Source organism: Microcystis aeruginosa FD4 (assembly GCF_009792235.1).
GTDB classification, from domain to species: domain Bacteria; phylum Cyanobacteriota; class Cyanobacteriia; order Cyanobacteriales; family Microcystaceae; genus Microcystis; species Microcystis viridis.
The window spans coordinates 5154750-5179195 of record NZ_CP046973.1 but is presented as its reverse complement, the minus strand read 5'-3'; the positions used below and the strand labels follow the sequence as shown (position 1 = coordinate 5179195).

At 42.4% G+C, this 24446-nt stretch carries 20 protein-coding genes and 1 pseudogene; 7 read left to right on the top strand and 14 right to left on the bottom strand.

Translation table 11 applies throughout. The features are described from left to right. Nucleotides 1-106 precede the first annotated feature (106 nt). From GQR42_RS25680 to GQR42_RS25645, 8 genes are all read right to left on the bottom strand, one after another. Nucleotides 107-868: a sulfite exporter TauE/SafE family protein gene (locus GQR42_RS25680; RefSeq protein ID WP_158202135.1), complete on the bottom strand. Its 762-nt coding sequence runs from the start codon at nt 866-868 to the stop codon at nt 107-109. Then, nucleotides 869-1420 carry a DUF2854 domain-containing protein gene (locus GQR42_RS25675; protein ID WP_045357840.1) on the bottom strand — a complete coding sequence of 184 codons (552 nt, stop codon included), beginning with the start codon at nt 1418-1420 and terminating at the stop codon, nt 869-871. It abuts the gene before it with no gap. A gap of 294 nt (nt 1421-1714) precedes the next feature. Then, nucleotides 1715-3397, bottom strand: a complete 1683-nt coding sequence (locus tag GQR42_RS25670; RefSeq protein WP_158202583.1) for an alpha/beta hydrolase — start codon at nt 3395-3397, stop codon at nt 1715-1717. Nucleotides 3398-3458: 61 nt separating this feature from the next. After that, on the bottom strand, nt 3459-4742 hold the full coding sequence (locus tag GQR42_RS25665; RefSeq protein WP_158202134.1) for an RNA-guided endonuclease TnpB family protein: 1284 nt from the start codon (nt 4740-4742) through the stop codon (nt 3459-3461). Between the two features lie 279 nt (nt 4743-5021). Beyond that, nucleotides 5022-7211 (bottom strand): chromosome partitioning protein ParA, encoded by a 2190-nt coding sequence (locus tag GQR42_RS25660; RefSeq protein ID WP_158202133.1) that lies wholly within the window; start codon nt 7209-7211, stop codon nt 5022-5024. A gap of 32 nt (nt 7212-7243) precedes the next feature. After that, complete coding sequence (locus GQR42_RS25655) at nt 7244-7717, bottom strand: hypothetical protein (RefSeq protein ID WP_158202132.1); 474 nt, start codon at nt 7715-7717, stop codon at nt 7244-7246. Nucleotides 7718-8139: 422 nt separating this feature from the next. Further along, nucleotides 8140-9450: a mechanosensitive ion channel family protein gene (locus GQR42_RS25650; RefSeq protein WP_158202131.1), complete on the bottom strand. Its 1311-nt coding sequence runs from the start codon at nt 9448-9450 to the stop codon at nt 8140-8142. Between the two features lie 2 nt (nt 9451-9452). Then, a complete protein-coding gene (locus tag GQR42_RS25645) occupies nt 9453-10745 on the bottom strand; it encodes a sugar ABC transporter substrate-binding protein (RefSeq protein WP_158202130.1) in 1293 nt (430 codons plus the stop codon). A gap of 798 nt (nt 10746-11543) precedes the next feature. Here GQR42_RS25645 and GQR42_RS25640 point away from each other — a divergent pair. Both GQR42_RS25640 and GQR42_RS25635 read left to right on the top strand, forming a co-directional pair. Continuing rightward, complete coding sequence (locus GQR42_RS25640) at nt 11544-11915, top strand: hypothetical protein (RefSeq protein WP_158202129.1); 372 nt, start codon at nt 11544-11546, stop codon at nt 11913-11915. An 18-nt stretch (nt 11916-11933) separates the two neighbouring features. Next, nucleotides 11934-12497, top strand: a complete 564-nt coding sequence (locus GQR42_RS25635) for a hypothetical protein (RefSeq protein WP_158202128.1) — start codon at nt 11934-11936, stop codon at nt 12495-12497. A gap of 150 nt (nt 12498-12647) precedes the next feature. On the opposite strand, the gene GQR42_RS25630 is transcribed toward GQR42_RS25635, so the two are convergent. Then, nucleotides 12648-13643, bottom strand: a complete 996-nt coding sequence (locus GQR42_RS25630; protein ID WP_158202127.1) for a hypothetical protein — start codon at nt 13641-13643, stop codon at nt 12648-12650. 159 nt (nt 13644-13802) lie between these two features. Here GQR42_RS25630 and GQR42_RS25625 point away from each other — a divergent pair, with 159 nt between their 5' ends. The 3 genes and pseudogenes from GQR42_RS25625 (at nt 13803) to GQR42_RS25615 (ending at nt 15763) form a co-directional block, all read left to right on the top strand. Continuing rightward, nucleotides 13803-14099: a YiaA/YiaB family inner membrane protein gene (locus GQR42_RS25625; RefSeq protein WP_158202126.1), complete on the top strand. Its 297-nt coding sequence runs from the start codon at nt 13803-13805 to the stop codon at nt 14097-14099. A 138-nt stretch (nt 14100-14237) separates the two neighbouring features. Next, the gene (locus GQR42_RS25620) at nt 14238-14420 is read left to right on the top strand and encodes a hypothetical protein (RefSeq protein WP_158202125.1); all 183 of its coding nucleotides are present in this window, start codon (nt 14238-14240) and stop codon (nt 14418-14420) included. A gap of 155 nt (nt 14421-14575) precedes the next feature. Further along, nucleotides 14576-15763, top strand: a pseudogene (locus GQR42_RS25615) (RNA-guided endonuclease InsQ/TnpB family protein). Nucleotides 15764-15822: 59 nt separating this feature from the next. Here the strand turns inward: GQR42_RS25615 and GQR42_RS25610 are convergent. From GQR42_RS25610 to GQR42_RS25595, 3 genes are all read right to left on the bottom strand, one after another. Then, nucleotides 15823-17169 (bottom strand): chloride channel protein, encoded by a 1347-nt coding sequence (locus tag GQR42_RS25610; RefSeq protein WP_158202124.1) that lies wholly within the window; start codon nt 17167-17169, stop codon nt 15823-15825. Nucleotides 17170-17539: 370 nt separating this feature from the next. Continuing rightward, nucleotides 17540-17755 (bottom strand): hypothetical protein, encoded by a 216-nt coding sequence (locus GQR42_RS25605; protein WP_158202123.1) that lies wholly within the window; start codon nt 17753-17755, stop codon nt 17540-17542. 465 nt (nt 17756-18220) lie between these two features. After that, nucleotides 18221-18853, bottom strand: a complete 633-nt coding sequence (locus GQR42_RS25595; protein ID WP_158202122.1) for an HAD-IB family phosphatase — start codon at nt 18851-18853, stop codon at nt 18221-18223. A gap of 86 nt (nt 18854-18939) precedes the next feature. Here GQR42_RS25595 and GQR42_RS25590 point away from each other — a divergent pair, with 86 nt between their 5' ends. Then, the gene (locus GQR42_RS25590; RefSeq protein WP_149978160.1) at nt 18940-19758 is read left to right on the top strand and encodes a carbon-nitrogen hydrolase family protein; all 819 of its coding nucleotides are present in this window, start codon (nt 18940-18942) and stop codon (nt 19756-19758) included. Between the two features lie 76 nt (nt 19759-19834). Here GQR42_RS25590 and GQR42_RS25585 read toward each other — a convergent pair whose 3' ends face one another. Beyond that, entirely contained in the window at nt 19835-21052 is a 1218-nt protein-coding gene (locus GQR42_RS25585; RefSeq protein WP_158202121.1) for a CCA tRNA nucleotidyltransferase, read from the bottom strand. Nucleotides 21053-21147: 95 nt separating this feature from the next. Between GQR42_RS25585 and GQR42_RS25580 the strand changes: the two genes are divergently transcribed. Next, entirely contained in the window at nt 21148-21396 is a 249-nt protein-coding gene (locus tag GQR42_RS25580; protein ID WP_158202120.1) for a Ycf34 family protein, read from the top strand. A gap of 201 nt (nt 21397-21597) precedes the next feature. Here the strand turns inward: GQR42_RS25580 and GQR42_RS25575 are convergent, their stop codons facing one another. After that, nucleotides 21598-24297: a DNA methyltransferase gene (locus GQR42_RS25575; RefSeq protein ID WP_158202119.1), complete on the bottom strand. Its 2700-nt coding sequence runs from the start codon at nt 24295-24297 to the stop codon at nt 21598-21600. Between the last annotated feature and the right edge of the window lie 149 nt (nt 24298-24446).

Here is a 24446-nt window from a genome sequence, read left to right as displayed (position 1 = left end):
CTCGACATCATGGTGTAAAGTGTTCGTAAATGTGACATTTTGGGCGCAGGCAATGCGCCCCTTATATAGCGGGAAAAAATCGACGTAACCGCTATAAATCGGTTTATTAACGAAGAAAATAAACTATAGCGATAATAATACTCAGAATTACCACAGTCTGGCGCAGATAACTAGGAGAGATAATTCTAGCTAGTTTTCCCCCCAATAAACCCCCAATCAAAGAGCCAATTGCTACCACTATCGCCGCCGACCAATATACCTGATTAGAAAAGAGGAAAAACCAAGATGCCGCCACGTTAACCACCAAAGAAAGCAACTGTTTTAAAGCATTTAATCTCGTGAGATTATCCTTGAGAAATAAGCCCAAAATTGCTAACTCAATCACACCTAAACCCGCTCCAAAATAACCACCATAAATTGAAGCGAGAGCGATGGGTAAAACCGCCAAAATTTCTGGGATATGACCATTTTCGTCCCCCTGTCGCCGCTGCAGCCAAGAGCGTAAAGTATCTTGAAAAGCCAATAAAGCCGCCGCTAAAAGAATCAGAAAAGGAATCAGGCGCTCAAATACTTTATCACTACTATTTAACAGCAAAATACCACCGATAATACCGCCAATAACTGCCGATGGTAGCAATAGCTGAATCCGTTTTTGTTGCCCGTGCAGGTCTTTTTTTTGGGCGAGGGTTGCCCCCAGATAACCGGGGCATAAAGCAACGGTATTAGTCACATTTGCCATCACCGGTGGGATACCCACCGCCATCAGGGTCGGAAAAGTAATCAGACTACCGCCACCGGCAAGAGCATTAATTAAGCCGGCAGCCACGGCAGCGAGTGCCAAGAAGCCATACTGAATAGGCGTGAGCATTTAGGCGTTAGGAATAGTAATTAGGGCTAAATCAATTTTTTCCTCGTCAACTTGCTTAATTTCGGCTCTAATTCCTGGTCCAAAGTATCTTTCAATTTTTTCCTGTTTTGCCAGCCACTTTTCTAGGGGTAAAAGGGGCGATTCAAATTCTAGGGTGAGACAATAGGCGGAATCAACAGCAGTTTCACGAATTCCTACTAAAGTCGGTCTTTCCTCGTCTGTGGGGCTTAATCCCAGCTTTTCTAGGGCTTCATCCAGATGCACTTCCTGTCCGTAGCGATACCGGGTGACATCGTTGCGAAGTTTGGTTTGGGTGACAGTAGCCTGTTGTTGGCGCAATTGCAAGATTTCGGGGCTAGTGGGTTGACTGAAGGGTATAGGTTTGATTTCTGAGGCTTTTAGGGCTAAACCTCCCAATAATAACGGTAATCCGTAGAAAAACCCCGCTAAATTGACCGTGGCGTTACCTTGGGCATAACCGATGATCCCGATAACCGTTAAAATACTGCCTAAAATTAAGCCAAAGTATGATAGTCTAATTTTTCTGAGCATGAAATAATTTTTTTCTTGAGTACGCTAATCCTTTAGAGATTATACAACTCAAAAGAATCTTTTTTGCAGAGGGGCGGTGGGGAGATTTTTCAGTTATCAGTAAACAGTCATCAGTCATCAGTGAAAAGAAAACAACGAACTCGCTACTTAATAAGTAAGTAATCTCAATTAACTGTTAGATAGTGGCACAGGCTTCAGTTTCTTTGTAGTTTATCTTTAGATTGTAACCAGCTACTTAGTTGATTATAGGTGGTGCGTTAGGAATTTTTGCCGTCTAACGCACCCTAAGTTTTACTATTGCCTATGTACTCGCAATTTCTCAATTAATTGAGATAATTTCTCGTCAGAAGCGGCAGTAATAAAGTCTAATTTAAACTTTTGTTCCTGACTGAGATATTCTGCATAGCTAGACAGAAGAAAAGGACGAAACTTTTCATTATCAGCAATATAAACTTCAAAAAAGGCCACCAATAAGGCCCCCGCATAACCCTCGATTAAATTTTGATTGGGTAAAGTGATATCGACCACAGACTCTAGGGTTTTTTGCATTCCTGCATCCAATTCCGTAAAATTTACATGAGCTTGTCCCTCCACCATGGCCAGATATTTATCTGGCGTTTTTAACCAAGTAAAAGGAATAGCCTGTTCAAAAATCGGATTAGCTGCTGGGTCATAACTTCCTGAACCCAAGAGGACAGGAATCGAGATTTTGCTTAAACCTTTTTCCCCAAAAATACTGCGGTTAACGGGATTAGCTGCAAAGACAGCAGTGACTCGTTCATCGCGAAAATTATAGACCTGTCTAGGCAATTCTAGGGCGCGACATTCCAGTAAAATCGAGATATTAATCCCGGAATAAGAACGGTTACAATCTTTAGCAAGATTATCAAAATCGATTGACGCACCGGCAATAGCAATGGCAGTATAACCTCCGAAGGAATGACCAGCTACTCCCACATTAGTTAGGTTAAGTTTACCTTGAAATTGACTAGCATTACGTCTTGCTAATTCATCGATGACAAAGCTAATATCTTTGGGGCGGTTAATAAACTCATTGCCATCAAAAATATTGCGATAATACCCTGCTAACATTCCTTGCAGGTATTTGATATCACTGCCGGGGTGTTGCGGTGCTGCTACTAAAAATCCGTAGGAAGCTAGATGTTCAATTGCTTGGGCATAATCTTCTGGTCGCGAGGCTAATCCGTGGGAAAAAATAATTACAGGTGTTTTATCGTCTCGGAAAGTTTGCGGGATATAAACATCCACATATAAACTGCGATTGCGACTGCTATCGGTTAGGTTCCAAACTTCTTTTTTTACCTGAAAGCTACCGCGCTGACGCAAATCGGGTAAACTGGCATAATTAATCGCTGGTTTAACGGCAGCGGCTTCCTCGGCTGTCCAGAGGCGCATATCTTTAATAAATACTTCCGCCACATAAACTGCATAATCGATGGTTTTAGCTAATCCGAGGATTTCTTCCCCCTGTAACTGGATATTATTGGGGAATTTTTTCAGCACATTTAAAAGGGTTAATCCCCCCGGATCAAAAGCGGCACTAACAATCGCACCCCGCAGGGCATATTTACCATTAATTCCCCCTTGAATGGTGATGCTTTTGCCCAAACGAGAGAGCATATCAGCACCCATCACACTATTAAAGAAACGAGATAGTAAAATAGGATCGATGTCAATTTTTGTTAATAAAGCCTCACGAAACTGCTCTCTTGCTTCGGGAGTTACTCTGGCTAGAAATTGTTTTAAATTAGCGTCGATTTTGCCTTCTTTAGCAAAGGTTTCTAGGGATGTTACCGATACAGAAAAGACGAGAGGAGTATAGACAAATTCAATTTCTTCGGCGGCTTTTAGGGGTAAAGCGGTCATACCAGCAGCGAAAAGACCTAGGATAAAAGCTCGCAGCCGACGGGTGGGATTATTTCTAGGAAACCGATTTTGTAAACTATGGCTAATCATGCGGTCTTTGGCTAGGGTAAATGACAATATGTGAACTACTCTCAAGGTCGTTGAGAGCTTCCTATTTCACAGGGGATTGCCTCAAGACAGACTTACGCCCAGCTTTTGGTCTGACATCCCCGACCTGGGCAGTATCGCTAGTTCCTAACGACAATACCCTTCGATGTAGCTCAGGGCAAGCTTCGGCTTTGCTCAGTACAAGTATCCGTAAGGCTTCATTTTTGATATTTATTGCCGCATTTATGTCCCGGTCATGGATTGTTTTGCAATGCTCACAAGTCCAACTCCTAACATCAAGCGGCAAACTACCCACTTGATTTAGACAGACATGACAAGTCTTAGAACTAGGGAAAAACCTATCAACTTCAATATAGGTTTTTCCTTGCCATTCTGCCTTGTATTTAAGCATTGTACAAAACATTCCCCAACTACAATCACTAATGGCCTTAGCTAAATTATGATTGCGTACCATGGCTTTAACATTGAGGTTTTCTACAGCAATAACTTGGTTTTCGTTAACTATCTTACGGGATAGCTTGTGGAGAAAATCCTCACGGCATCTTGAGATTTTATAGTGAACTTTAGCTACTTTACGTCTAGCTTTTTGACGGTTGTTACTTCCTTTCTTTTTACGAGAAAGCTTTTGTTGTTTCCTTTTTAGATTGCGTTGATGTTTAGCAAAATGTTTATGGTTATCATATTTACTGCCATTACTGGTAATAGCAAAATGATTAAGTCCTAAATCGATTCCTATTGCTTTTCCATCTATCCCCCCGTCTTCGTCACCACCCTGATTAAGGGTAGATCCCCCCGCCTTCGGCACCCCCCTTATCAAGGGGGGCAGGGGGGATTGTCCGTCATCAACTAAAATAGAAGCGTAGTATTTACCGTCTGGGTTTTTTGAGATAGTAACGGTTTTAATTGTTCCTGCAAATTCCCGATGACGAACACAATAAACTAATCCAACTTTACCAGGTAATTTGAGGTAGTCTCCTTCAAATTTGACATTAGCGGGATAGCTAATTGATTGTTTACCATGTTTAGATTTGAATCTTGGTAATCTAGATCGTTTCTCAAAGAAGTTTTGATAAGCTTGGGATAAGTTCAAAGCAACAACCTGTAAGCACTGGGAATAAGCATCTGTCAACCACTCATATTCTTTTTTGAGACTAGGCAATAGTCCCTGAATATAGCCTCGTGTCAGCCCTTTTCCTGTGGTTTTATAGGTTTCTTGGCATAAATTCAGGGAATAATTCCAAAACCAACGACAACAACCAAAGCTTTTTGCTAAGGCTATTTCTTGCTCGGTATTAGGCTTAAGTCTGAATTTGTACGCTTTGTACATAAGAGTTATCAAGAAACTAAAACTATGATAACATAGTTTTTGAGGAATTGTCTATAGAGTCCATTTGGTATCTTTGCCAAAATCCTTACCCAGTATGGATTAGAGCGAATTAGCCAAAATACCTGTAATTCTTACCCGTGAAGCGTCACAAGAGAGATACCAAATAGGTTCTATATACAAAGTCAGCATTCATGAGGGGAGCCCTGGGGGGAATTACTTCGGCCCTTTAAAAGCCCCATCCCATCGCGCTAAGCGCGAGGGATGAATGCTGACACTAAGTTAAAAGTGAAAAGTGGCGGCGAGAAAGGGTCCGTTAAAGTTTTCCGTAAAACCGAACGCGTTATCGCCACTACCGTTTTTATACTCGATCCCGTAGAAACGATAGGCGAATTGCAGGGAAATTTGGCGATTCACCCACCAATCGACTCCAAAGAGGAGGTTCCAGCTTAGATCTGTATCGCCGGCCAGCCCGAAACCGGAAGCGTCTCCCCGAATCCATAAAGTGATCGGATCGGACACCTGTACCCCAAATTTACCGCCGAGGAGCGGTTCAAACCAAGTTCTCCCCTGACTGAAGGTTTGTTGGAAAGTTTGGCTGAAGTTGACGAGGGGACTGGATAGTTGTACGGTAAGCGTTTGCTCGATATCGATACTGATACTATTGAGACGAAGGCCCGCATAGGGCTGGAACCAAATTAAGGGAAAAGAGCGATTAGAGGGTTTTTCGGGCAGTTCGTGGCTGATCGGAGCGCCGATGTGGTAACTGACGGCGAAATCGTAGATGCCCTGATCGAATTGTAGGTTTGTTTCCGAATCCGCTTCGAGTTGCTGTAATTGGCGATTGTCGGCGAATTCTTGTACCTGTTGCATTGTTTGTTCTAGTTGTTCGAGCGATTCTCGGGCGTTCTGAATTTCTTGTTCGAGTCGTTGCAGGGGTTCGCTATCTTTTAACCCCCGTAACTCTTGGAGTTTCGCTTGCAGTTGTTGCAGGGGTTCGCTATCTTTTAACTGCTGTAGCTCCTGAACTTTTGCTTGCAATTGTTGGAGGATTTCGCTATCTTTAGTCTGCCGCAACTCCTCAATCTTCCCTTGTAGTTGTTGTAGGGGTTCGCTATCTTTTAGCTCCCGTAACTCTTGAATCTTCGCTTGCAGTTGTTGCAGGGGTTCGCTATCTTTTAACCCCCGCAATTCTTGAATTTTTTCCTGCCCTCTAGCCAGTGCTTCCTGTATTTGCGAGAGCTTTTCTTGAAAATCCTGTAAATTTCCTAGCCGATCGCTAAAGGCAGGATCGCGGGGTAATTCTGCTATTTTCTTCTCTAAATCCCGGAGATCTCGAATATCGATATTATCCCGAATCTCACCTATATCCACGTCGGGGAGAGTCTGAATTTTTACGACCATTTCTTGTAAAGTATTCTGGCGTTCGGCCAATTGTCCTTGAAGGCTGTCAAGAGCCTGTTTAAATTCGTTTAAGCGCTCGGCTTTTCGCTCGACCTCTTGCTGCACCTCCTGTCGAATTTCTGCGAGGGTCGTCTTCAGTTCCTGCGCCTGCTCGATTTTCGGAACGATCTCTTGCTGAAAACGTTGCCGAGCGTTATTGATCGCCGTTTCCAGTTCCTGTAACTGTTCCTCCCGAAGGGCGACTTCCTGCCGTATCTGATCGCGCACTTCTTCGGCCGCCGCTGGTAATTGGCTTAATTGTTCGGTTTTTAGGGCGATATCCTGTCGTAACGCTCGAATTTTGTCTCCTGCCTCTTGAAAGCTCCCCTCTTCTTTTAATCCTTGTATCCGATCGACCGACTGGGAAATGCCTTCGAGTCCATTGATCGCTTTTTGAATTCTCTGGCTGGCATCCCGACTCAGCAACCAATTCAAGGAGTCGATAAAATTCGGCTGTCGAACCCTTGTCTTCTGCCGGTCGATCACGTTTCTCAAGCTGGCGTAATAACCGTCGAAAATCAAACCGAAACGACCGTTCCAGGCTTCCACGCGCGCGCTACCCGTCACCCGGAGCGATTGTAACACTTCCCCGAGATCGAGATGATAGCTGACGGTACGTCCCCGGGCCGTTGCGGTTCCGTAGGTACTGATCGGAATGGTCGCGTAGGGCTGAAATTTAATCTGCCAACCTCGATCCTCTTGCCCCTGGGGAGCGGGATTTTCCGGTGCGATCGGGGTCGCAGCTGGGGTGGGTTCTGTGAGGGGAGAGGCTGGCAAAACCGGCGCTCCTACTCCCGCCAGATCCTTGGCACAGGCACTGTCGGATAATTCCTCGGTTCGGGTTTCCCCCTCGAATACCAAGGGGGCGACCCTATTGGTCAAGGGGGTAAAACCCTCGCAGAAGGAAGGGGCAACGGTCACGGGAGCGATCGCTTTCCCCTCATCTATCGCTTCGGCAAGAACACTGGGGACGGGAAACGATAAACCGAACAAAGTCCAGATCAGCAGGCGGCATGGCGAGAATCCCATAATTTTTCACTCCTCACTATTAAAAAAACGATCTAGCGGTAGCAGCCGACAACGGTTACCGTGTAGGTCTTGCCGAAATGGTTGACACCACCGATAAAAAGATTGACTTGATAGGGTTCATCGTTGGGTTCCGGTGTGGCGGTAATAGTCAGGGGTTTACCCGGGTCGATCCGCACATCTTGTTGGTTAAAAAACTGTCCCGTGGTTTGATCGCTGTACTTGAGGTACATCTGGATATCGAAGGAACCACCCTCATCCGAGGATATAGTGGCCACGAATTTTTGCCAGATGCGATCGCTCGGAACCGCCCAATCGGTATTCCAGTTATTGCGAGTGATATCGACACCGAACACACTGGGAACGGTCGGTTGAGAAACGGTCTTGGTTACTTGGTTTCCTTGACCACCGATCAAAGGTATCGGGACGCAGGTTTCTGAGGCACTAAGGGGCCAATTTAAGGCAAGGGCAAGCGATAAAGTGCCGAGCCAAGTAGGACGAAAAAGCATGAGCAAAACCTCGATAAATTAATCTGGGAGATTTTGATTCTAGATTATTGAGTATCTCTGAATATACTATCTAGGGTAGATATTATATTAAAGTTGTTTTTATGTCAAGACATTAACTATTAATAAAAAACAATAAATATATGATACTAAATCCATTTATTAAAGACTGATTGTTTATTCCCCCTTTTGCCTCTTGCCTTTTGCCTATCCTGATATGTAGCCTATACTCAACGGATTTAGTATGAATTTAATCAGGGGAATTGATATATCTTAAGATGAAAATAATCAGCTGGTTTTTTTGACCAGAATAAATTGCTAATTAACGCCAGTTCGGTTTAAGGGAATTTTGCCATAGCTTCCACGAAAGAATAGGAGTTTCAGGCTACGGTAGCATCAGGGTTTTAGCTGATCCCGAACTCAGGTTAATTATTGCGAATGTGAATATCTTGCTGCGGGAAGGGAATCTCGATACCCTGTTGGGTAAACCTATCAAGAATAACACAATTAACATCACTAATTACTCGCTTTTTCCTGTTAACATTATCCAACCAGAACTTTAATTCAAAGTTTAAACTAGAATGATCAAAATTAAGAAAAAAAGCTACTGGTTGCGGGTTTTTAAGTATGTGAGGATGTTGTTCAGCAATGTCTAGCAATAAATTCATCACCTGTTGTGCGTTAGAATGATAACCAACTCCGATAACAATTGAACAATAAATCAAGTTATCACTACCCGTATAGGTGGTGACATCCTCAGTAAAAAACTTTTGATTGGGAATAATTTTTTCAGAATTGTCTGTAAGAATTTGCACTCTTGTCGCTCGAATACCTAGCTTTTTTACCTGAGAAGTCTGTCCTTCAATATTAATGATATCACCGGGTTTGAGAACTTTTTCAAATAATAGTAAAATACCGCTAATAAAATTACTTACTACTTCCTTCATACCAAAACCAATACCCACCGATAAACCGCCAGTAATTGCCGCTATTGCCGTTGCATTAACTCCCACATAACCCAAGATGAGAATAAAACCTAAGACAATGAAAAAATAACGTCCTAAAAGTAAAGTTGCTTCAATTTCACCGCAACTAGCTGGCTGATTTAAATTAGCAATACTCAGAATTATACTCTCTACAAGAATAACAATAATTACAAGAAAATAAGGAGCAATTATCAGAATACATATGCTGCCCAATGTGATCGGACTATTGAATAAATTAAAGGGAGATGCTTGAGCAATTTCTTGAAGATCATTGTAGAAAATAAGAATGTTTCTCAGGACGAATAATACCAATAAAGGTGCTAAAAGCCGACCATGATAATATTTAATTGTATTCAGGGAAACCCTAGCGTATAATCCAGCTAATAAACAACGATAAATTAAATAAAACCCCATTAATTCTATAGATAAATTAATCATTCCTCTTGTCCAGTTTTGACTGAGAAAAATTAGATAATTTAAGTCAAGTAAAATTAGACTAATAACTGGAAAATTAAGAAATTGTATCAGGATAGCAAAATATTGACGGATGGTTAACTTTTTATCACTATAGATAAAACTGGTGACGTGAGGGAATCTTTTTCCCAAGTAAGACCATAACCATTTTGATAATAACCAAGCAAGAATTAAAGATATAAAAATAATCGTTAATTGGTTTTGAACATTTCTGCGTCCTAAAAATAATAATTGGTTAGCAATTATTTCTGAAAGAGAGGGAATATTATTGTTCATAATTAATTTATTTTCCTGACTTCCTGCTCGAGACCTGATTGAATATAAAGTGTCAGTTGGTGGGCTGCTGTTGAGGAAGATATTTCACCAGCGATCGCTCTTTCATACCAAAATTCTCCCTCTTCTAAAATTTTATTCAACTTTTCCCAATCATCCAGAGGAACTGCCACAGCATTGTGAGATTGTTGTAATAATACCGATTCGATCGGTAGTAAATTTCCTTCGATCTGCACCCGTCGATTAGTGGGAATAAAACTTTCTGTTTGGGTGATTGCTTGTAATTGTTGTTCGGGATTGGTGAGAAATTTTCCTAAAGCTAATCCCAAACTATTTTCATTATCACTATTATTGCGATTAAATACCATCACCCGTGTATAGAGAATTGGTGCTGCTTTACCTTGAGTTTCTTGGGGGAGTAAAGCGACTCTGAGATCATCTTGGAGGCTGTTTTTTAAATCGGCAATTTCAATAGAATTACACACATAATAGGTTAAGCGACCTCTAGCAAAAGCATTATGAAGTAATTCCCGTTGACGATTGAGGATAAAATTAGGCTGTGACGAGGCGAATTTTAGCCATTCTAGCCATTTTGCCCAATCATCTAAGCGAGGTTGCAGCCTACCCTGCTCATCCCACAAATAGCTGCCAAAAATTGCCATTCCCCAAAAAGTATCTTCAAAAGAGGACACCATCCCCACAGAATAGCCTTTGCGCGCACGTTCAACTAATCCCCCTAAACTGGTGGGAGGTTGCTTCAGCAGCGGATCGGGACTAACTTGTAATTTTTTTTGATTGTAACACAGTACACGAGTACGAGAACCTAAGGGAATGCCATAGATTTTTCCTTGATAGCTAACTTGTTTCAGGGTTGGGGGATTATAAATAGATAAATCTAGATTTTTCCGGTCAATTTCCTCCAGTACTCCTTGGGATACTAATCTGGGTATATTTCTCGAAAAAATTAGAATAACACTTGCACCTAATCCGCTTTGAGATTGTTTAAAAAAACGTTCGGGTATCTCATCGATAGGAATAGCTTGTTCAAGAATTGTCACCTGCGGATTTAATTTTTCAAACTCTTGCAAACCGAGACCTAATACTTCAGTTAAATTACCCTCTTCTGGATACCACACTAAAAGGGTTCCTTGCCGTTGCTCCGATGATTGGTTAGGAAGATCACTAAAACAAGCATAAAGAAAAATCGGCATCAAGATAAAAAGCAATAGGAGCGATATAATCATCTTTGCTTTTTTGCTTCTCCAAGCAGTTTTAACTCTGAGCCTTAGGGATTGCATCGCTCGTGATCCTTCGAAAATATTGCCATAGACCCATATTACATGAAAAGGTGACTAATAATCCTTATCAGAAAAATAATTAACATGATTTTTTGTCAACAGCCACCAGTATAGCAACAATCCCAGTTAAAAATTTGTGCGAGTTAAACTGCTGACTTATCTAAAGGTTGCATCTCATATTTGTGACGTTCTCTCACTTATGGTGAGTAGCAGAAGTTATTAAAAGAGGGCGAATGCAATTCGCCCCTACAATAATATTATTGCGCCCCTACCATTGGCGCACCGTGGTCAGTGAGTTTATCGAACTGCGTGCGCCAAAATCTAATATAGATATTTCTACAAAAGCGAGTTTTATAGTTTATTTTCTAACACTCTAATACCCAGTTTAAATGGGTAACAGCTTAGGGAAAATGTGCTTAGTATGAGTGAGATTTCTGTTATTAATAATAATGTCATGGCGAGGGGGTGATACCCGCCTTAACTTTACTGTATCAACCATGACAGGGGGACAAGCAAGCTGAAAAGCTTATGTAGCATGGAATACAGACACAGACTCCCAAAAAAGATAAGTAATATTTACTATATATGACCTAAATAACGAAAATGATAAGTGAACTATACCAGAAAGTCTTAGAGAATGAACTGGGGCGAGCCAGATATCTACTGTTGTTAATGATAGTTGGAACCTGGCAAATACTAAAGCAAGCCAAGTTAGAGATATGAGCAGAAGCACTACCAATACCAATCCTGTTTGAGAGTCGGAGAAAAAAATTAAAAAGATTTTTAAAGCTGGAAATCATGAACATTGAAAAAATCTGGTTTTCCTGCCTAAAAGAGATGTTAAAACAGGAGGAGAGATTCACAATAAAAGGATTAGTATATATGACCATAGACCGGACGAGTTGGGGAGCAATAAATATCTTGATGGTGAGTCTAATTTATGACAAGAGAGCCATGCCAATATATTGGGAGATATTAGACAAAAAAGGAAGTAGTAATCTCGAAGAACAGCAGCGAGTATTAGAAAAAATATTGACGGTGCTATCAGGTCATAAAATCGTGGTGTTAGGAGATAGAGAATTTTGCTCGGTCAGTCTGGGAAAGTGGTTTCAGAAGCAGAGTGTATACTTTTGTTTAAGACAAAAACAAAGTACAAATGTCAAGACATAGAAAGGAGTTTATCAAGAAATGAGAGACTTGGGTTTAAGTCCAGGAACTAAATTATTTTTGCCGGATGTCAATATTACAAAAGAGCAGGGATTTGTCGAGTTTAACTTAGCTGGTAAGTGGAAAAAAACTTACCGAGGGTTTCCCACAAAAGAACCTTGGTATATTCTGACTAACTTGGGAGATTTAGACACGGCAATAATGGCCTATCAAAAAAGATTTGATATTGAGGAGATGTTTCGAGATTTTAAGTCAGGAGGCTATAGCTTAGAAGGTTCTCAATTAGCACCGCAATACCTATCAAAGCTGATAATTGTTATAGCTATCGCCTATACAAGTGCCACAATACAAGGTAAAAAAATTAAGGATATGGGAATCCAAAAATATGTAACAAGACCTGAAAAAAGATATAAAGGTCAACGCAGACACAGCAGTTTTTATGTGGGTCAACATCTCTATCATTGGCTCCAGCTACATCAAATGTTCCAAAAAAATATAGAAGAGCTAATGCAAATTAGCCGCTATCGGTTGAAGGATTACATCAAAGGACAAAGAGCTATATCGCTTGCCCTATCTACCTTCTAGCTCGCTTGTCCCCCTCTCAGGTCATTATTATAACAATACTTGTTGGCAAGATGTTATACCAAATCCGTTTTTAATATTACGACTAACTCTCGATCGAACTTCAAAAACCCAGTTAGGGATTTTTCTCCCACTTCCCACTCCCGATTACGATTAAAATTGAATTTCCCTCATATCTAGGGATAAAAAGCGATCGAGTCCTAAATACATCCAATAAATAGAGTTTGGGGATTCCTGAATAGTTTTTTGAAACCCCAAGGCTGCGGCTAATTTCTCATAATCGGGATGAATAATCAAAGTATGTAAATCGCAGAGATTAGGAAAATCTAAGGTCATTCTCTGGAGAGTTTTTTGGGCATCTTGCAGGAAGATTAAACGATATTTCTCTAAATAATTAGCATCAATCATCCAACTGCGAATAAATACCGAAAGACAATTTTCATCTCCCACAGATGCCATTGTAAAAGGCTCCTGTTCGTTGATCGCACTCAGATGTAAACTCTTGTTAGGAGAGGAAAAAAAATTCCCTTCCGACTCGTTTGCAGTGGGATAGAGCAGATAAAAACCGACGGGATTAAGATTATCTACCCGACGCAAAACTCGCATACCTGTAGTATAATCTTTTGCCCAACCCCGCAACAGACGAGAAATGCGATGGGGAATTGCCTCAGCATTGCGATTCATCCAGTTATAATTGCCTGTCAGCAAGTTAGCCACAGGAATCGCATCACAACGGGGATTAAATTGATCTAATTGCAATTCCACAGATGATTCCGAGCTATCAGGCTCTAAAATCCCCGTAATTGGCTTGATTTTAATTCTGGTTGTGTTGCCGTCAAAAAATTTTTCGATTAAACCAAGGGCTGCTAATTTATCTAACATCATACCGGCAGAGCGATCGCTGCCCTGGTCCTGATCCTGATAAAATAAATCCGATGCTTGTCGATGGGTACAGATAATGGCAGTGGTGGGAAAAATTAACTGGGATAAGGGGGGTTTTACCTGTCCTTCCTTGGCAATCGCATAAATCCAAAGACGCAGAAAACAAGTGGCGCGCACCCGGGTTAATCCCACTCTCCCCACCAAGCGCTCGATCATTTGTTCTTGTTTTTCCCAAGAATACCAAATTTTCAGATGTTTTATCTCCATCTTTTTGGTCCTAGATTCTAATAACGATTAGACTTGATACTTCACTCCACTTCACCCTAATTCCCCCCAGTTCTCAACCCTCCCCCGACTAGATAGCGCTCATTGTTGTTGCACCTCTAGAACCGACAGAATGGGTGCAGAAACGTTTAGGAGGCAATTATGAACGATAAAAAATACGGTACTGCTCCCAGTCATACTCAAGCGTGGATTTTTCAAACTTGGTTATCTTTTGTTGTCTCTATTTCTGCCACTTCTTTAGGGGTTGTTTATCTGCCAGTAGAGCCGTGGATTAAAGGTTATTTAGGCATGGGTTTACTATTTACCGTCGGTTCCACCATTAATTTATCAAAAACTGTCCGCGATGTGGAAGAATCTAAACGCTTAATTAATCGCATTGATGAAGCAAAGTTAGAACGGATATTGAGTCAGTACGATGGGAGCATCTCACCTTTGTAACTCCTAAATTAAGTTTTATGTCAAGCTATTTTGAAAGCCTTGCTAGAAGACAGTTTCATCGACAAGTATAATTACTCACTTGCAAAAATGAGATGCCTCCTCCCTAACAAATAAACAAATCAATAGATACTTGAGGCAATGATGATTGCAGAATTAAATATCCGGTTAGAAGCCCACGAAAAAACAACCGAAGAGATAAGGCTACGGAAAGAAGATATCGACCAGCAGTCGGCCGAGTTTAACCAATGGATGACCAGAATCAAAGCAAGGCTGGACGCAATCGCAGGCAAGATCGAACGGGCTAAAAACAACACCAAGTAGAGCGAACGCAAAGCGCTCGCTACGCCAGATCGCATTCTCTCGCTCAAAGGAAAAGGTGCTTCATCGAAAATTTGGGTCTGAAACCCCGTCGTTCTAGGTTGGCTTTACCGTTAAATACTAGCGCATTTACACGATATATGCCAGAATGTTAAGATATGGAGAAAGCCTATTCTTACCGATTTTACCCCAAACCCGAACAAGAGTCGCTATTGCGGCGCACCTTGGGCTGTGTAAGATTGGTTGACAATAAGGCACTCCATCTCAGAACACAAGCATGGTAAGAAAAGCAAGAAAGAGTAGGATATGCTCAAACTTCTTCAATGCTAACCGAGTGGAAAAAGCAAGAAGAATTAGACTTTCTCAATGAAGTAAGCTGTGTACCTTTACAACAAGGGTTAAGACACCTACAAACAGCTTTCACTAACTTCTTTGCTGGTCGTACTAAGTATCCTAACTTTAAGAAAAAACATCAGGGAGGAAGTGCCGAATTTACTAAGTCTGCTTTTAAATTTAAAGACAAACAAATCTATTTAGCTAAATGCACAGAACCTTTACCTATTCGATGGTCAAGACAAATACCAGGAGAATGTGAACCAAGCACAGTAACAGTCAGATTACATCCCTCTGGGCGTTGGCATATTTCAATTAGATTTGATGACCCAACAATTAAGCCTCTACCAGTAACAGATAAAGCCATCGGAATTGACTTAGGAATTAGTAGCCTTGTGATTACCAGCGATGGTGACAAAGTATCTAATCCTAAGCATTTGAAAAAACATTATCAGAGGTTGCAAAAAGCGCAAAAAAATCTTTCTAGAAAACAGAAAGGCTCAAAAAATCGAGAAAAAGCGAGAATCAAAGTAGCCAGGATTCACGCTCAAATCACCGATAGTAGAAAAGACCATTTACACAAGCTAACCACTCAATTAGTTCGTGAAAACCAAACGATTGTGGTTGAGAATTTAGCCATCAAGAATCTGGTCAAAAACCCGAAATTATCTCAGGCAATATCTGACGTTAGTTGGGGAGAAATCCCTCGACAATTAGCCTATAAATGCCGTTGGTATGGGAGAAATTACCTCGAAATAGATAGATGGTTTCCTAGCTCTAAAAGGTGTAGTAATTGCGGGTATATTGCTGAGAAGATGCCGTTAAATATTCGAGAGTGGGATTGTCCAGACTGTGGGACACACCATGACCGAGATATTAACGCCAGTAAAAATATTTTGGCCGCAGGACTTGCGGTGTCAGTCCGGTTCGCGACCTGATGACCAGAACAGAGTAAAACTGGGGCGGCGGGTGCAAAACCCCGCAAGGGAAAGAAGCAGAAACCCAAATCGTGAGGTTTGGGAATCACCGTCTGGCCCGGGCGGTGAGGATGTCAATCCCCTGACGGTGGCTTCTAGCGGATTATTGTACGCAGAGAACTAGAGAGTTGATTGGCTGCCCGTGCGGCCACCAATCCAGAAAGGGCGGCGACGACCACTGTAGCAAGACAGGTTAGCTGGGCTGCCCCCGGGCCACCCACCCCCAGCACCATCGCCATGGCGGTCAGAGGTAGGCGATAGCCGCCAGCAATACCGGCCGCTGCCCCCGCCGCACCCGCCAGATCCCCCGAAATCTCAAAGGTCGTTGCGAACACCCGGCCACTGAGGTCGCCGATCGCCAGAAAAGGTACAAACACGCCACCACAGCCCCCAGCTAAAACGGCAGCGGTGGTGGCGGCAGCCCGGAGCAGAGCTACCGCCAACAGGTGGTAAGGAGTCGTTTCAATGTTTTCGGCCCAGTCGATAGCGGCTCCCCCCGGCCCAAAAGCCGCTGCGGGGGTCGCCACCCGTCCGATCACAATCGCCAGGAACAGCATCACCAGTCCACCGATCAGGAGACGAGTGGCGGGCCTGTTCCGCAAGCCTCTGGCCCAGTAGATCGCCTCACCGGTGAGGGCTGTAATCGTGCCAGCGATCGCTCCGATCAACAAAGTGGCACCCACCGCATCCCAGAAGTCAGTCGGGGCAACCTGCGGCACGACCAGCCGGATCAGTTGCAGCTTAAAGGCAGCGTTGACTCCCCATCCCACCAGTCCCCCAGCTAACATCGCCGCTGCCCGCTCCAGGGTGATCGGAACCTGGCGTCGCTGACTCAACTCAAACATAAAGAAGCTGCCCACCAGAGGGATTCCCATCAGGGCAGAAACACTTGCCGCACCGCCGCCGATTGCCAGCGGCCGCACCAGTTGACGCAGGGCTGGATTTGTGCTACCTAACCAAGTTCCCGTCGCCACGCCAATATGAGCCGCTGGTGATTCTGTTCCCATGGGCGCACCCAGCCCAACAGTGGAGAGGATGGCCAGGGAGCGCAACGGTGCTAGATTCCAGGGGAATCGCTCTTCTGCGCCGGATGCGTTCACCACGTCACCGGTCAGATCGGCGCGAGCAATGTCATGGGGGAAGGAGTACCAGGCCATTAGAGAACCCCAGCGGCCAGAGGCAGTGGCCTCGCGGGGAGCTAAGGTCTGCACGGGTTGGCCCCTACCCAGTCCAAACAGGACTAGCACTGCTAAGGTAACGCCCACCAGTGGCAGCAGCGGTAGCCAGACGTTGCCTAGGTCAGAGGCAATCCTGATGAGGGTTTGCTTAATTGCCTCAGTCAGCAGTACCGCAGCCAGAGAACCGATCAAACCGCCGAGCAGACCAGCAACGGCCCATGTGCCTACCCTGGTTAACAGAAGTTGTAGTTTGTTATTTAGCATCGCGCAAAGAAAGTTAAACTTTTATCGTTCCGATAGCAAGTCCATTTAAGTCTTCAACCAAAACACCCTGAAAACCTTGTCCAGTAAAGATACTATTTTACAATTCATTTCGGATTGCTATATACAGATTACCCCAAGATGTCGGGATAGCCTTGCCTTTTGACTAAGGATTATCCTGGCTATGCTAAACTAATGCTTGATTTAAGGATAACCCAAAAAGCGATCGCACTTTATCAATATAGCGCAATCACATCTAATTTGAGACTTTAATTGTGGGACTGGTTTACCAGTTACTTATTGGATTTTGCGTTTCAATTCTAACTGAATACTTTGCCCTAAGCAGCAAGCAACTAATTCGATGGCGAACTCTTCAGTCATAGCTGCCTTTAATTTGAGCGTAAATATCCGTTGCTGTCATTTCGCCAAATAACTGATCTTTAATTTCTAAATAATTTAGAGGTTGGTATGCTGTTTCTCTTAGAAAGAAAGCCGCTTTAGCAATTCCCAATCTCTCTACGAGAGCTTTAACTCCCTCTTTTCTAATTTCCTCAATCTCAGGAATCGTTAAATCTGTTGGAACTTTCATAGCAATTTTTCTCAATTCAAGCGTTGAAAATAATGGCGACAAACTCCACAGGAGTTTTAACAGCAAGACTACCGCTGTATCTTTTAATCATTTTAAGCGACATTGGCAAGGGAGAAAGATGGGTTTTTTCAAAATTGCCAATCACTAAATTTTAAGCTAGTTCCTCAATGACAAGACAGAGCCACAAAGTGATTCTACCCCCCCCCGATTTTGTCAAGCCTAAACCAACACAAATTTACAAAAATTTACAATTATTGTTACCCTTGAGAGTAGGGTAGTAAAAAAATCTTGGGTGCATCTCAATTTGGTCGAAATATCTATATTACAGGGCGCACGCAGTGCGCCCCTACCATTGGCGCAATAATATTATTGTAGGGGCGAATTGCATTCGCCCTCTTTGATCCCCCCTTAATCCAAGAAGGGTATCTGACAATTTTTAACCCCTATCTAATTAACAGCCAATCCCTAATCTCTCAATAACAGATATTCACGAATCTCAAAAAAGTTATCCCAAGGAATATAGGGTTGATTTTCCGATTGCAGATAATCGATTAAACGATCCCTAGCAAAAACTAGATCGGCCCTTCTAGCCATGGTAATATCGGTAACGGAATCACCGATCGCAATAGTTTCTACTCCTGAATATTTGGCCATAATCAAGGCTTTAGCCACTAATTCCGTCTCATTTTCCCAATCGGAATGAACTTGCAGATATTCCCCTTGAGTATGAAGATTTACCCCATAAATTGCCGTCACCTTGTCTAATAGTCCCTCCCGTTTTAAGACCGTTTCAATCATGCCTTGGATACCACCGGAGATAATAATAAAAGGGATGGATTGCTCCTGTAAAAAAGCGAGGAATTCGGCTAATCCGGGGCGAATTGGCTTGCTTTCGGCATAGGCGAGAATATCGGCGTACTTTTGGCTCGGTATCGACTCTAGCAGTTGACGAACACCCCGGCGCAGACTGAGAGTACGGGCGTACATTTGCGGCATAATCTGAGCCGATAAATCGGGGGCGAATTCTTTGAGCATACCCGCAAAGGTTTCCACGGCGGTGATAGTGCCATCAAAGTCACAGAAAACAGTTTTACTCATGGGGTGACAAAATATCTGAAATTGGATATAATCGAAGGTTATGATTAATTTTACAGAGATTATCTGATTCTAGAGCTTCAACCCCCATGAAATCCTATCTCGCCGCCGCCATTCAAATGACCAGTCAGCCGGATTTAGAGAAAAATCTCGCTGCCGCTGAAGAATTGATCGAACTTGCCGTAGGTAAAGGGGCGGAATTAATCGGTTTACCAGAAAATTTCGCCTTTATGGGGGCAGAAACCGATAAAATCGCCCAGGCCGAGACTATTGCTCTCAAAGCCGATAAATTCCTCCGCACCATGGCCCAACGGTTTCAAGTGACCATTTTAGGGGGAGGTTTTCCCGTGCCAGTGACGGGTATTCCCGATAAGGCTTATAATACGGCTATTTTAGTCGATGGCAACGGTGCGGAATTAGCCCGTTATCAAAAAGTCCATCTCTTTGATGTCAATGTCCCGGATGGTAACACCTATCAGGAATCGAGTACAGTCATGGCAGGGATCGATTTACCGCCAATTTATGGCTCCGATAGCTTGGGAAAAATTGGCCTCTCGATTTGCTATGATGTGCGTTTTCCCGAACTCTATCGCTATTTATCGCAGCAAGGAGCCGATGTTTTATTTGTACCCGCAGCCTTTACAGCTTTTACCGGGAAAGATCATTGGAAAGTTTTGTTACAAGCGCGAGCGATCGAGAATACTTGTTATATAATAGCGCCCGCTCAAACGGGTAATAATTACGAGCGCCGTTACACCCACGGTCACGCTATGATTATCGATCCTTGGGGTGTGGTTTTAGCCGATGCGGGGGAAGAAGCGGGAGTGGCAATTGCCGAAATTAATCCCCAACGTCTGCAACAAGTGCGACGACAAATGCCTTCCCTGCAACATCGTGTTTTTGTTTAAAATTCGCTCAGAAAATTAGTTCCCAGCGACGGGTATCAATAGGGAACAGAGCCTCACTTCTCTGTTCTCCAACCACTTATAATAACTTTTTAGCAAAATCGATCGCCTCCTGAAAAACTGTAACTTTGCCTTCAATTTGGGCAATTTGTACCTCGGTTAATAACTTACCGATAATCGGACTAGGTTTCATCTGTAAATAGTTGATTAAATCATCGCCCCTTAATAAAGGTCGGGGATGGGCGATAATATTATGGGGATCGAGATAGGAAGTAAACAGAGAAGCGACGATATTTTTGTTAATCCCCATCGATAAAGCAAAAAGAGCAAAGACAGGAAATACTTTTCCCGTATTTAGATAAATAAAATACTGTTCCCGCAGACTTAAATTATCTGCCTCCTTGAGGGGGGGTAAACACTTAATTACCGTGATTACCGTGCGAATTTCCCCACGGGAATACTTGAGATCGATTAACTCTTTTTCCGCTTCTACTAAAATATCCGATACCAATAGGGCTAATTTTGTCAACTGTAACTGAGAAGGGGAAAAGATAAATTTTTCCGGTGACAAAGATTCTAAAAATCCCGCTGCCGCTTCCACTCCCATAACTCGCTCCATTTTTGTGGGGGTAATCCGACGCAACCAGGGGGATAATAAGCCATCTTCCCAGGCACTTTTTAGCCATTTATTGCCACGGGAATTGAGCAAAAGGTAGTTTAGCTCGGATTGTACCCTTTCGGCGGCTACAAGGCGCAATAAAGGGGCAAGAGAACGAATAGTTACACGGGTATGGGGTTCGATCTCAAAGTCTAATTGAGCCGCTTGTCGATAGGCCCTTAATAATCTTAGGGGATCATCTTGGAGATTTTCCCTGGAAATCATCCGCAGAGATTGGCAGCCTAAATCTTTTAATCCCCCTAAAGGATCGAAAATTTCTTGGGTTTGGAGATTATAAGCGAGAGCATTAACGGTGAAATCCCGTCTTTTTAGGTCTATTTCTAGAGATTCTCCCTCCTGTTGTGCGAAATCAAGCGTACCCTGCGGAAAAACGACGCGAGCAATTTGACGAACGGCATCTAAAACCACAAAACCGGCCTTATACTGATGGGCAATAGTTTGAGCAATTTCGATCGCTTTTTCAGGAACCACAAAATCTAGGTCAATATAGTCTTTCTGACGGTTTAATAAAGCGTCTCGCACAGCACCACCGACTAAATAAGCATTTTCTGGCAATTCTTCCTGATTAATCGCAAAAACTTCTTTAACTAAACTATTTAGGTTTTTTTGACAAGACATCGACAAGAGCAGTTTACAAAAATATAATTTTGACCGGCCCCATTTGGGGAGAGACTGAGCTAGATTAACGGAAAAGACTTATAGAGTTAAACCTAATGTGTATTTGTATTAACTGCTATTTTGTTGATCGCTGTCTCACCTATCATGCCGTAGAAACACAACATCAGGAACGTCATCTCACCGAGACACCGGACTTTGAAGCGAAGAACCCTTCTATTAACGTTAACATTCGCACCAAAGAAGATTATATCGAAATGGAATGGGATGTGGTGGGTTGCGAAAGCTTTTTACGCGAAACCGGTAAATGGTCTATTTTGCGTCCGGGTGAACCAATTCCCACCTAAAATACCTGAACTTCCCCCATACATATCTACTACAAGAGCCGAAACCCCTTATCCAGCAATAGATAGACCCGTTAACTTTTCTTGATGTACCCGTGGAATAGTGGTCATACTAAATCTGGTTATTAAAGACTGATTATTTATTCCCCTTTTTGCATGAGTAGAAAACGGGTTTCTCCGAGAAACCCGTTTTCTGTGCGTTAACTAAGAGTAAGGGGACCAGGGACCGATGACGGTTTCTCCTCGCTTCTCTTTTTCTGCTAATTCCAGGTTTAAGGTTAATAATTTCTCTAAAATATCTTCGTCAGCTTGGAAGTGATAGGCCTCCATTACTAGCTTATCTAATTTCTGATGGAGTTGATAAAGTTGGCTACTGGGTTCGTTAAAGAATTGGTTATATAGTTTGGTGATTCCCCATTGTTTTTTCTCCATCTGTTGGCTACGGTATTCGTGTAATTCCCCGGCGGTTTGACGGATTTTTTCGACAAGTTCCTGTGAAGGTTTCTGGGGGAAGGGGAAGGTTTCAAAACAGGTGTTAGGAGTATAGCGAGTTCTGTCTTCAAGGGTTGAACTTTGAGCTTTTACCCAAATTCGATGTATATTTGATGTTAAGATACCGAGAATGTAGAAATCATCGGAGGCTACAACAGTAGTTGAGTCAGCAGGAAGCCATTCTTTTTTAGCCGGAAGGAAAATAAACCATTTAGAATGTCTAGGAATAGTAAAGTAACAAGCTAAAGATTCAATTGCTGTTCTCATTGCTGGTCTTTTTTCACCATATTTCCACCAATTTAGTTTAGTAACTTCTCGTCTATTTTGCTCTCTTTCCGGCTTAACAGTTAATTTAATATGCTCGAAAGGTAGTTTATATTCACTAGCATCTTCTAAACTCATATTATTAAAATCAATAATCCAGCGGCTAGGTTTTCCCTGAGGATTGTCAGTTAAATCACCAGCAGAGGATGATAATTTTAAAACCTCTTTATTCTTAAGATCATTTTCGATCCATTTTTCCGCTTGCTCACTTTTAATATAAAATCCCTTACCAACTGGTATCACTCCTTGAAAACTAATATTTTTGTTGGCTAATAGTCTAACTGCTTTTGAAACATCTACTGTCGTCGTCAAAGAAGAATTAATCTGAGAAACTGGATGATTATCTAAATAATAACTTACCGGTTCAATTTTACTCCAATTGACAATACTAACATGAACATTAGCCTCACCAGACCAAGGCTGAGTAGAAATCGCTTCATGAATGTGTCCACCATTGTGAGTAATATAATCTAACGCTGCTACACGACTTTTTCCTTGACTAATAGAATTAGTTCCGACTAAACCCGCTCTTCCTTTCTCATCTAATTGATTATGTGCTAGACGAAACCAATAGGAACAAAAATCAACCGAGTCTTTAACCTCAGAAAACCTTCCAAACACTTTATTAACATAATCATCACTGAGATTTAATCTCATGTGTTTACCTCCTAAAAATGGAGGATTACCGATAATTGCGTCTGCTTTTTGCCAATCGGTAAACAAAGCATCAGCACAAATAATATTACCATCCAAAGTATCCAAAGGTAAAGAAGCTTCCGTCAAATTAAACCTATCAATCGCCACCTTCCGGGCAATCATTAAAGTCACCCGCGCCAATTCTACAGCAAAAGGATTAATATCCATACCATAAAACTGTTTAGGCGTAACAAAACTAATCTGTAACTGCTCACTAGCAGAACGACGACGTTCAGCAATCTTTTCAATTAATAACTGTTCAATGCGCTTTAATTCTTGATAGGCGACATAGAGAAAATTACCCGAACCGCAAGCCGGATCTAATACCTTATACTGCTGTAATTCTAACTGAAGTGTATTTAACTCCCCAATCGTCCCAGCTTGCTCAATTCTTTCCTCCCAGTAACGGCTAATAGTTGGGCGAACAATTTTCATAATATCCGCTTCTGAAGTAAAGTGCATTCCGTAAGTATGACGTTCTTCGGCATTAGCTGTCCCTTCAAAAATATTACCAAAAATTGCCGGACGAATCTTACTCCAATCCTGACGCGCCGCCACATCCAGAAACTCTAATTCTTTCTGATTTAATTCAATTGGATGGATTATACTAAACAGTCCCCCATTAAAATAATCCACTCCCTGATACTTACCAACGGGGGTAATTTCGGGTTGGTTCATCTGTTGAAACAATCCCCCCAAGACATCATAAGAATTGCCACCATTTAGACATTCTTGTACACAAGAAATAAATAAATCTCTTGGTAACAATCCTCGATCCTCAGCAAACATTGCTAATACGCACTGTAAAATAAATCGCTGCGCCGTCAACTGATCAAAACCGCTTTTATGACCGCGTTTTTTTAACAGTTGAAACAACTCACCCATCCGCCGCGCTGCCGTTTCTGTAATCTCGACTTGATTATTCTGAAAGATAGGGGTACGATTCCCTACTTCCATAAAATTGAAGGCACTCACCCGATTTTTCAAATCGTTGAGATTGACTCGATCTACCGGTTCATCTATTTGAAGATCAAAATCAAAAATCCAGAACTGATCAAAATTACATAATAAGACATAGCGAGGGCGATTAGGAACCAATCGACTCCAGTATTCAAAAGCTTGGGGATAGTGTTTACTTAAATCTTCTCCTCGCTTTTTCATTTCAATTAAAACACGAGGTTTCCAAACTAAATCAGCAAATCCCGTTTTACCTTTCTTGCTACCTTTAGTAATCGCCTCCTCATAGGTTGCACCCGCTTCTAACGCACCTTTATGACCAAAAGCTCGAAAGAAACGGTCTAGGAAAATCTGAGCTTCTTTCCTTTCTTTGCCAGTAATATGCTGCTGACAAAAATCAATAAATTCCTGTAAGCTTTCAAGAGTAGTAGTCATCTATAGCCTTTCTATTGGAGTAGCGTGGGCGTTGTAGTGCGATCACCATCTTACACAATAATTCATAATTCCCCCTCCCATCTCCCCATCTCCCCTATCCCCTATCCCCTCTCCCTTCTCCTGTCTCCTGTCTCCTGTCTCCTGTCTCC

Bases quoted from the DNA above. Each gene is read 5' to 3' on its own strand.
- GQR42_RS25680 (WP_158202135.1), bottom strand. From the start codon at position 868: ATGCTCACGCCTATTCAGTATGGCTTCTTGGCACTCGCTGCCGTGGCT.
- GQR42_RS25675 (WP_045357840.1), bottom strand. From the start codon at position 1,420: ATGCTCAGAAAAATTAGACTATCATACTTTGGCTTAATTTTAGGCAGT.
- GQR42_RS25670 (WP_158202583.1), bottom strand. From the start codon at position 3,397: ATGATTAGCCATAGTTTACAAAATCGGTTTCCTAGAAATAATCCCACC.
- GQR42_RS25665 (WP_158202134.1), bottom strand. From the start codon at position 4,742: ATGTACAAAGCGTACAAATTCAGACTTAAGCCTAATACCGAGCAAGAA.
- GQR42_RS25660 (WP_158202133.1), bottom strand. From the start codon at position 7,211: ATGGGATTCTCGCCATGCCGCCTGCTGATCTGGACTTTGTTCGGTTTA.
- GQR42_RS25655 (WP_158202132.1), bottom strand. From the start codon at position 7,717: ATGCTTTTTCGTCCTACTTGGCTCGGCACTTTATCGCTTGCCCTTGCC.
- GQR42_RS25650 (WP_158202131.1), bottom strand. From the start codon at position 9,450: ATGAACAATAATATTCCCTCTCTTTCAGAAATAATTGCTAACCAATTA.
- GQR42_RS25645 (WP_158202130.1), bottom strand. From the start codon at position 10,745: ATGCAATCCCTAAGGCTCAGAGTTAAAACTGCTTGGAGAAGCAAAAAA.
- GQR42_RS25640 (WP_158202129.1), top strand. From the start codon at position 11,544: ATGAACATTGAAAAAATCTGGTTTTCCTGCCTAAAAGAGATGTTAAAA.
- GQR42_RS25635 (WP_158202128.1), top strand. From the start codon at position 11,934: ATGAGAGACTTGGGTTTAAGTCCAGGAACTAAATTATTTTTGCCGGAT.
- GQR42_RS25630 (WP_158202127.1), bottom strand. From the start codon at position 13,643: ATGGAGATAAAACATCTGAAAATTTGGTATTCTTGGGAAAAACAAGAA.
- GQR42_RS25625 (WP_158202126.1), top strand. From the start codon at position 13,803: ATGAACGATAAAAAATACGGTACTGCTCCCAGTCATACTCAAGCGTGG.
- GQR42_RS25620 (WP_158202125.1), top strand. From the start codon at position 14,238: ATGATGATTGCAGAATTAAATATCCGGTTAGAAGCCCACGAAAAAACA.
- GQR42_RS25610 (WP_158202124.1), bottom strand. From the start codon at position 17,169: ATGCTAAATAACAAACTACAACTTCTGTTAACCAGGGTAGGCACATGG.
- GQR42_RS25605 (WP_158202123.1), bottom strand. From the start codon at position 17,755: ATGAAAGTTCCAACAGATTTAACGATTCCTGAGATTGAGGAAATTAGA.
- GQR42_RS25595 (WP_158202122.1), bottom strand. From the start codon at position 18,853: ATGAGTAAAACTGTTTTCTGTGACTTTGATGGCACTATCACCGCCGTG.
- GQR42_RS25590 (WP_149978160.1), top strand. From the start codon at position 18,940: ATGAAATCCTATCTCGCCGCCGCCATTCAAATGACCAGTCAGCCGGAT.
- GQR42_RS25585 (WP_158202121.1), bottom strand. From the start codon at position 21,052: ATGTCTTGTCAAAAAAACCTAAATAGTTTAGTTAAAGAAGTTTTTGCG.
- GQR42_RS25580 (WP_158202120.1), top strand. From the start codon at position 21,148: ATGTGTATTTGTATTAACTGCTATTTTGTTGATCGCTGTCTCACCTAT.
- GQR42_RS25575 (WP_158202119.1), bottom strand. From the start codon at position 24,297: ATGACTACTACTCTTGAAAGCTTACAGGAATTTATTGATTTTTGTCAG.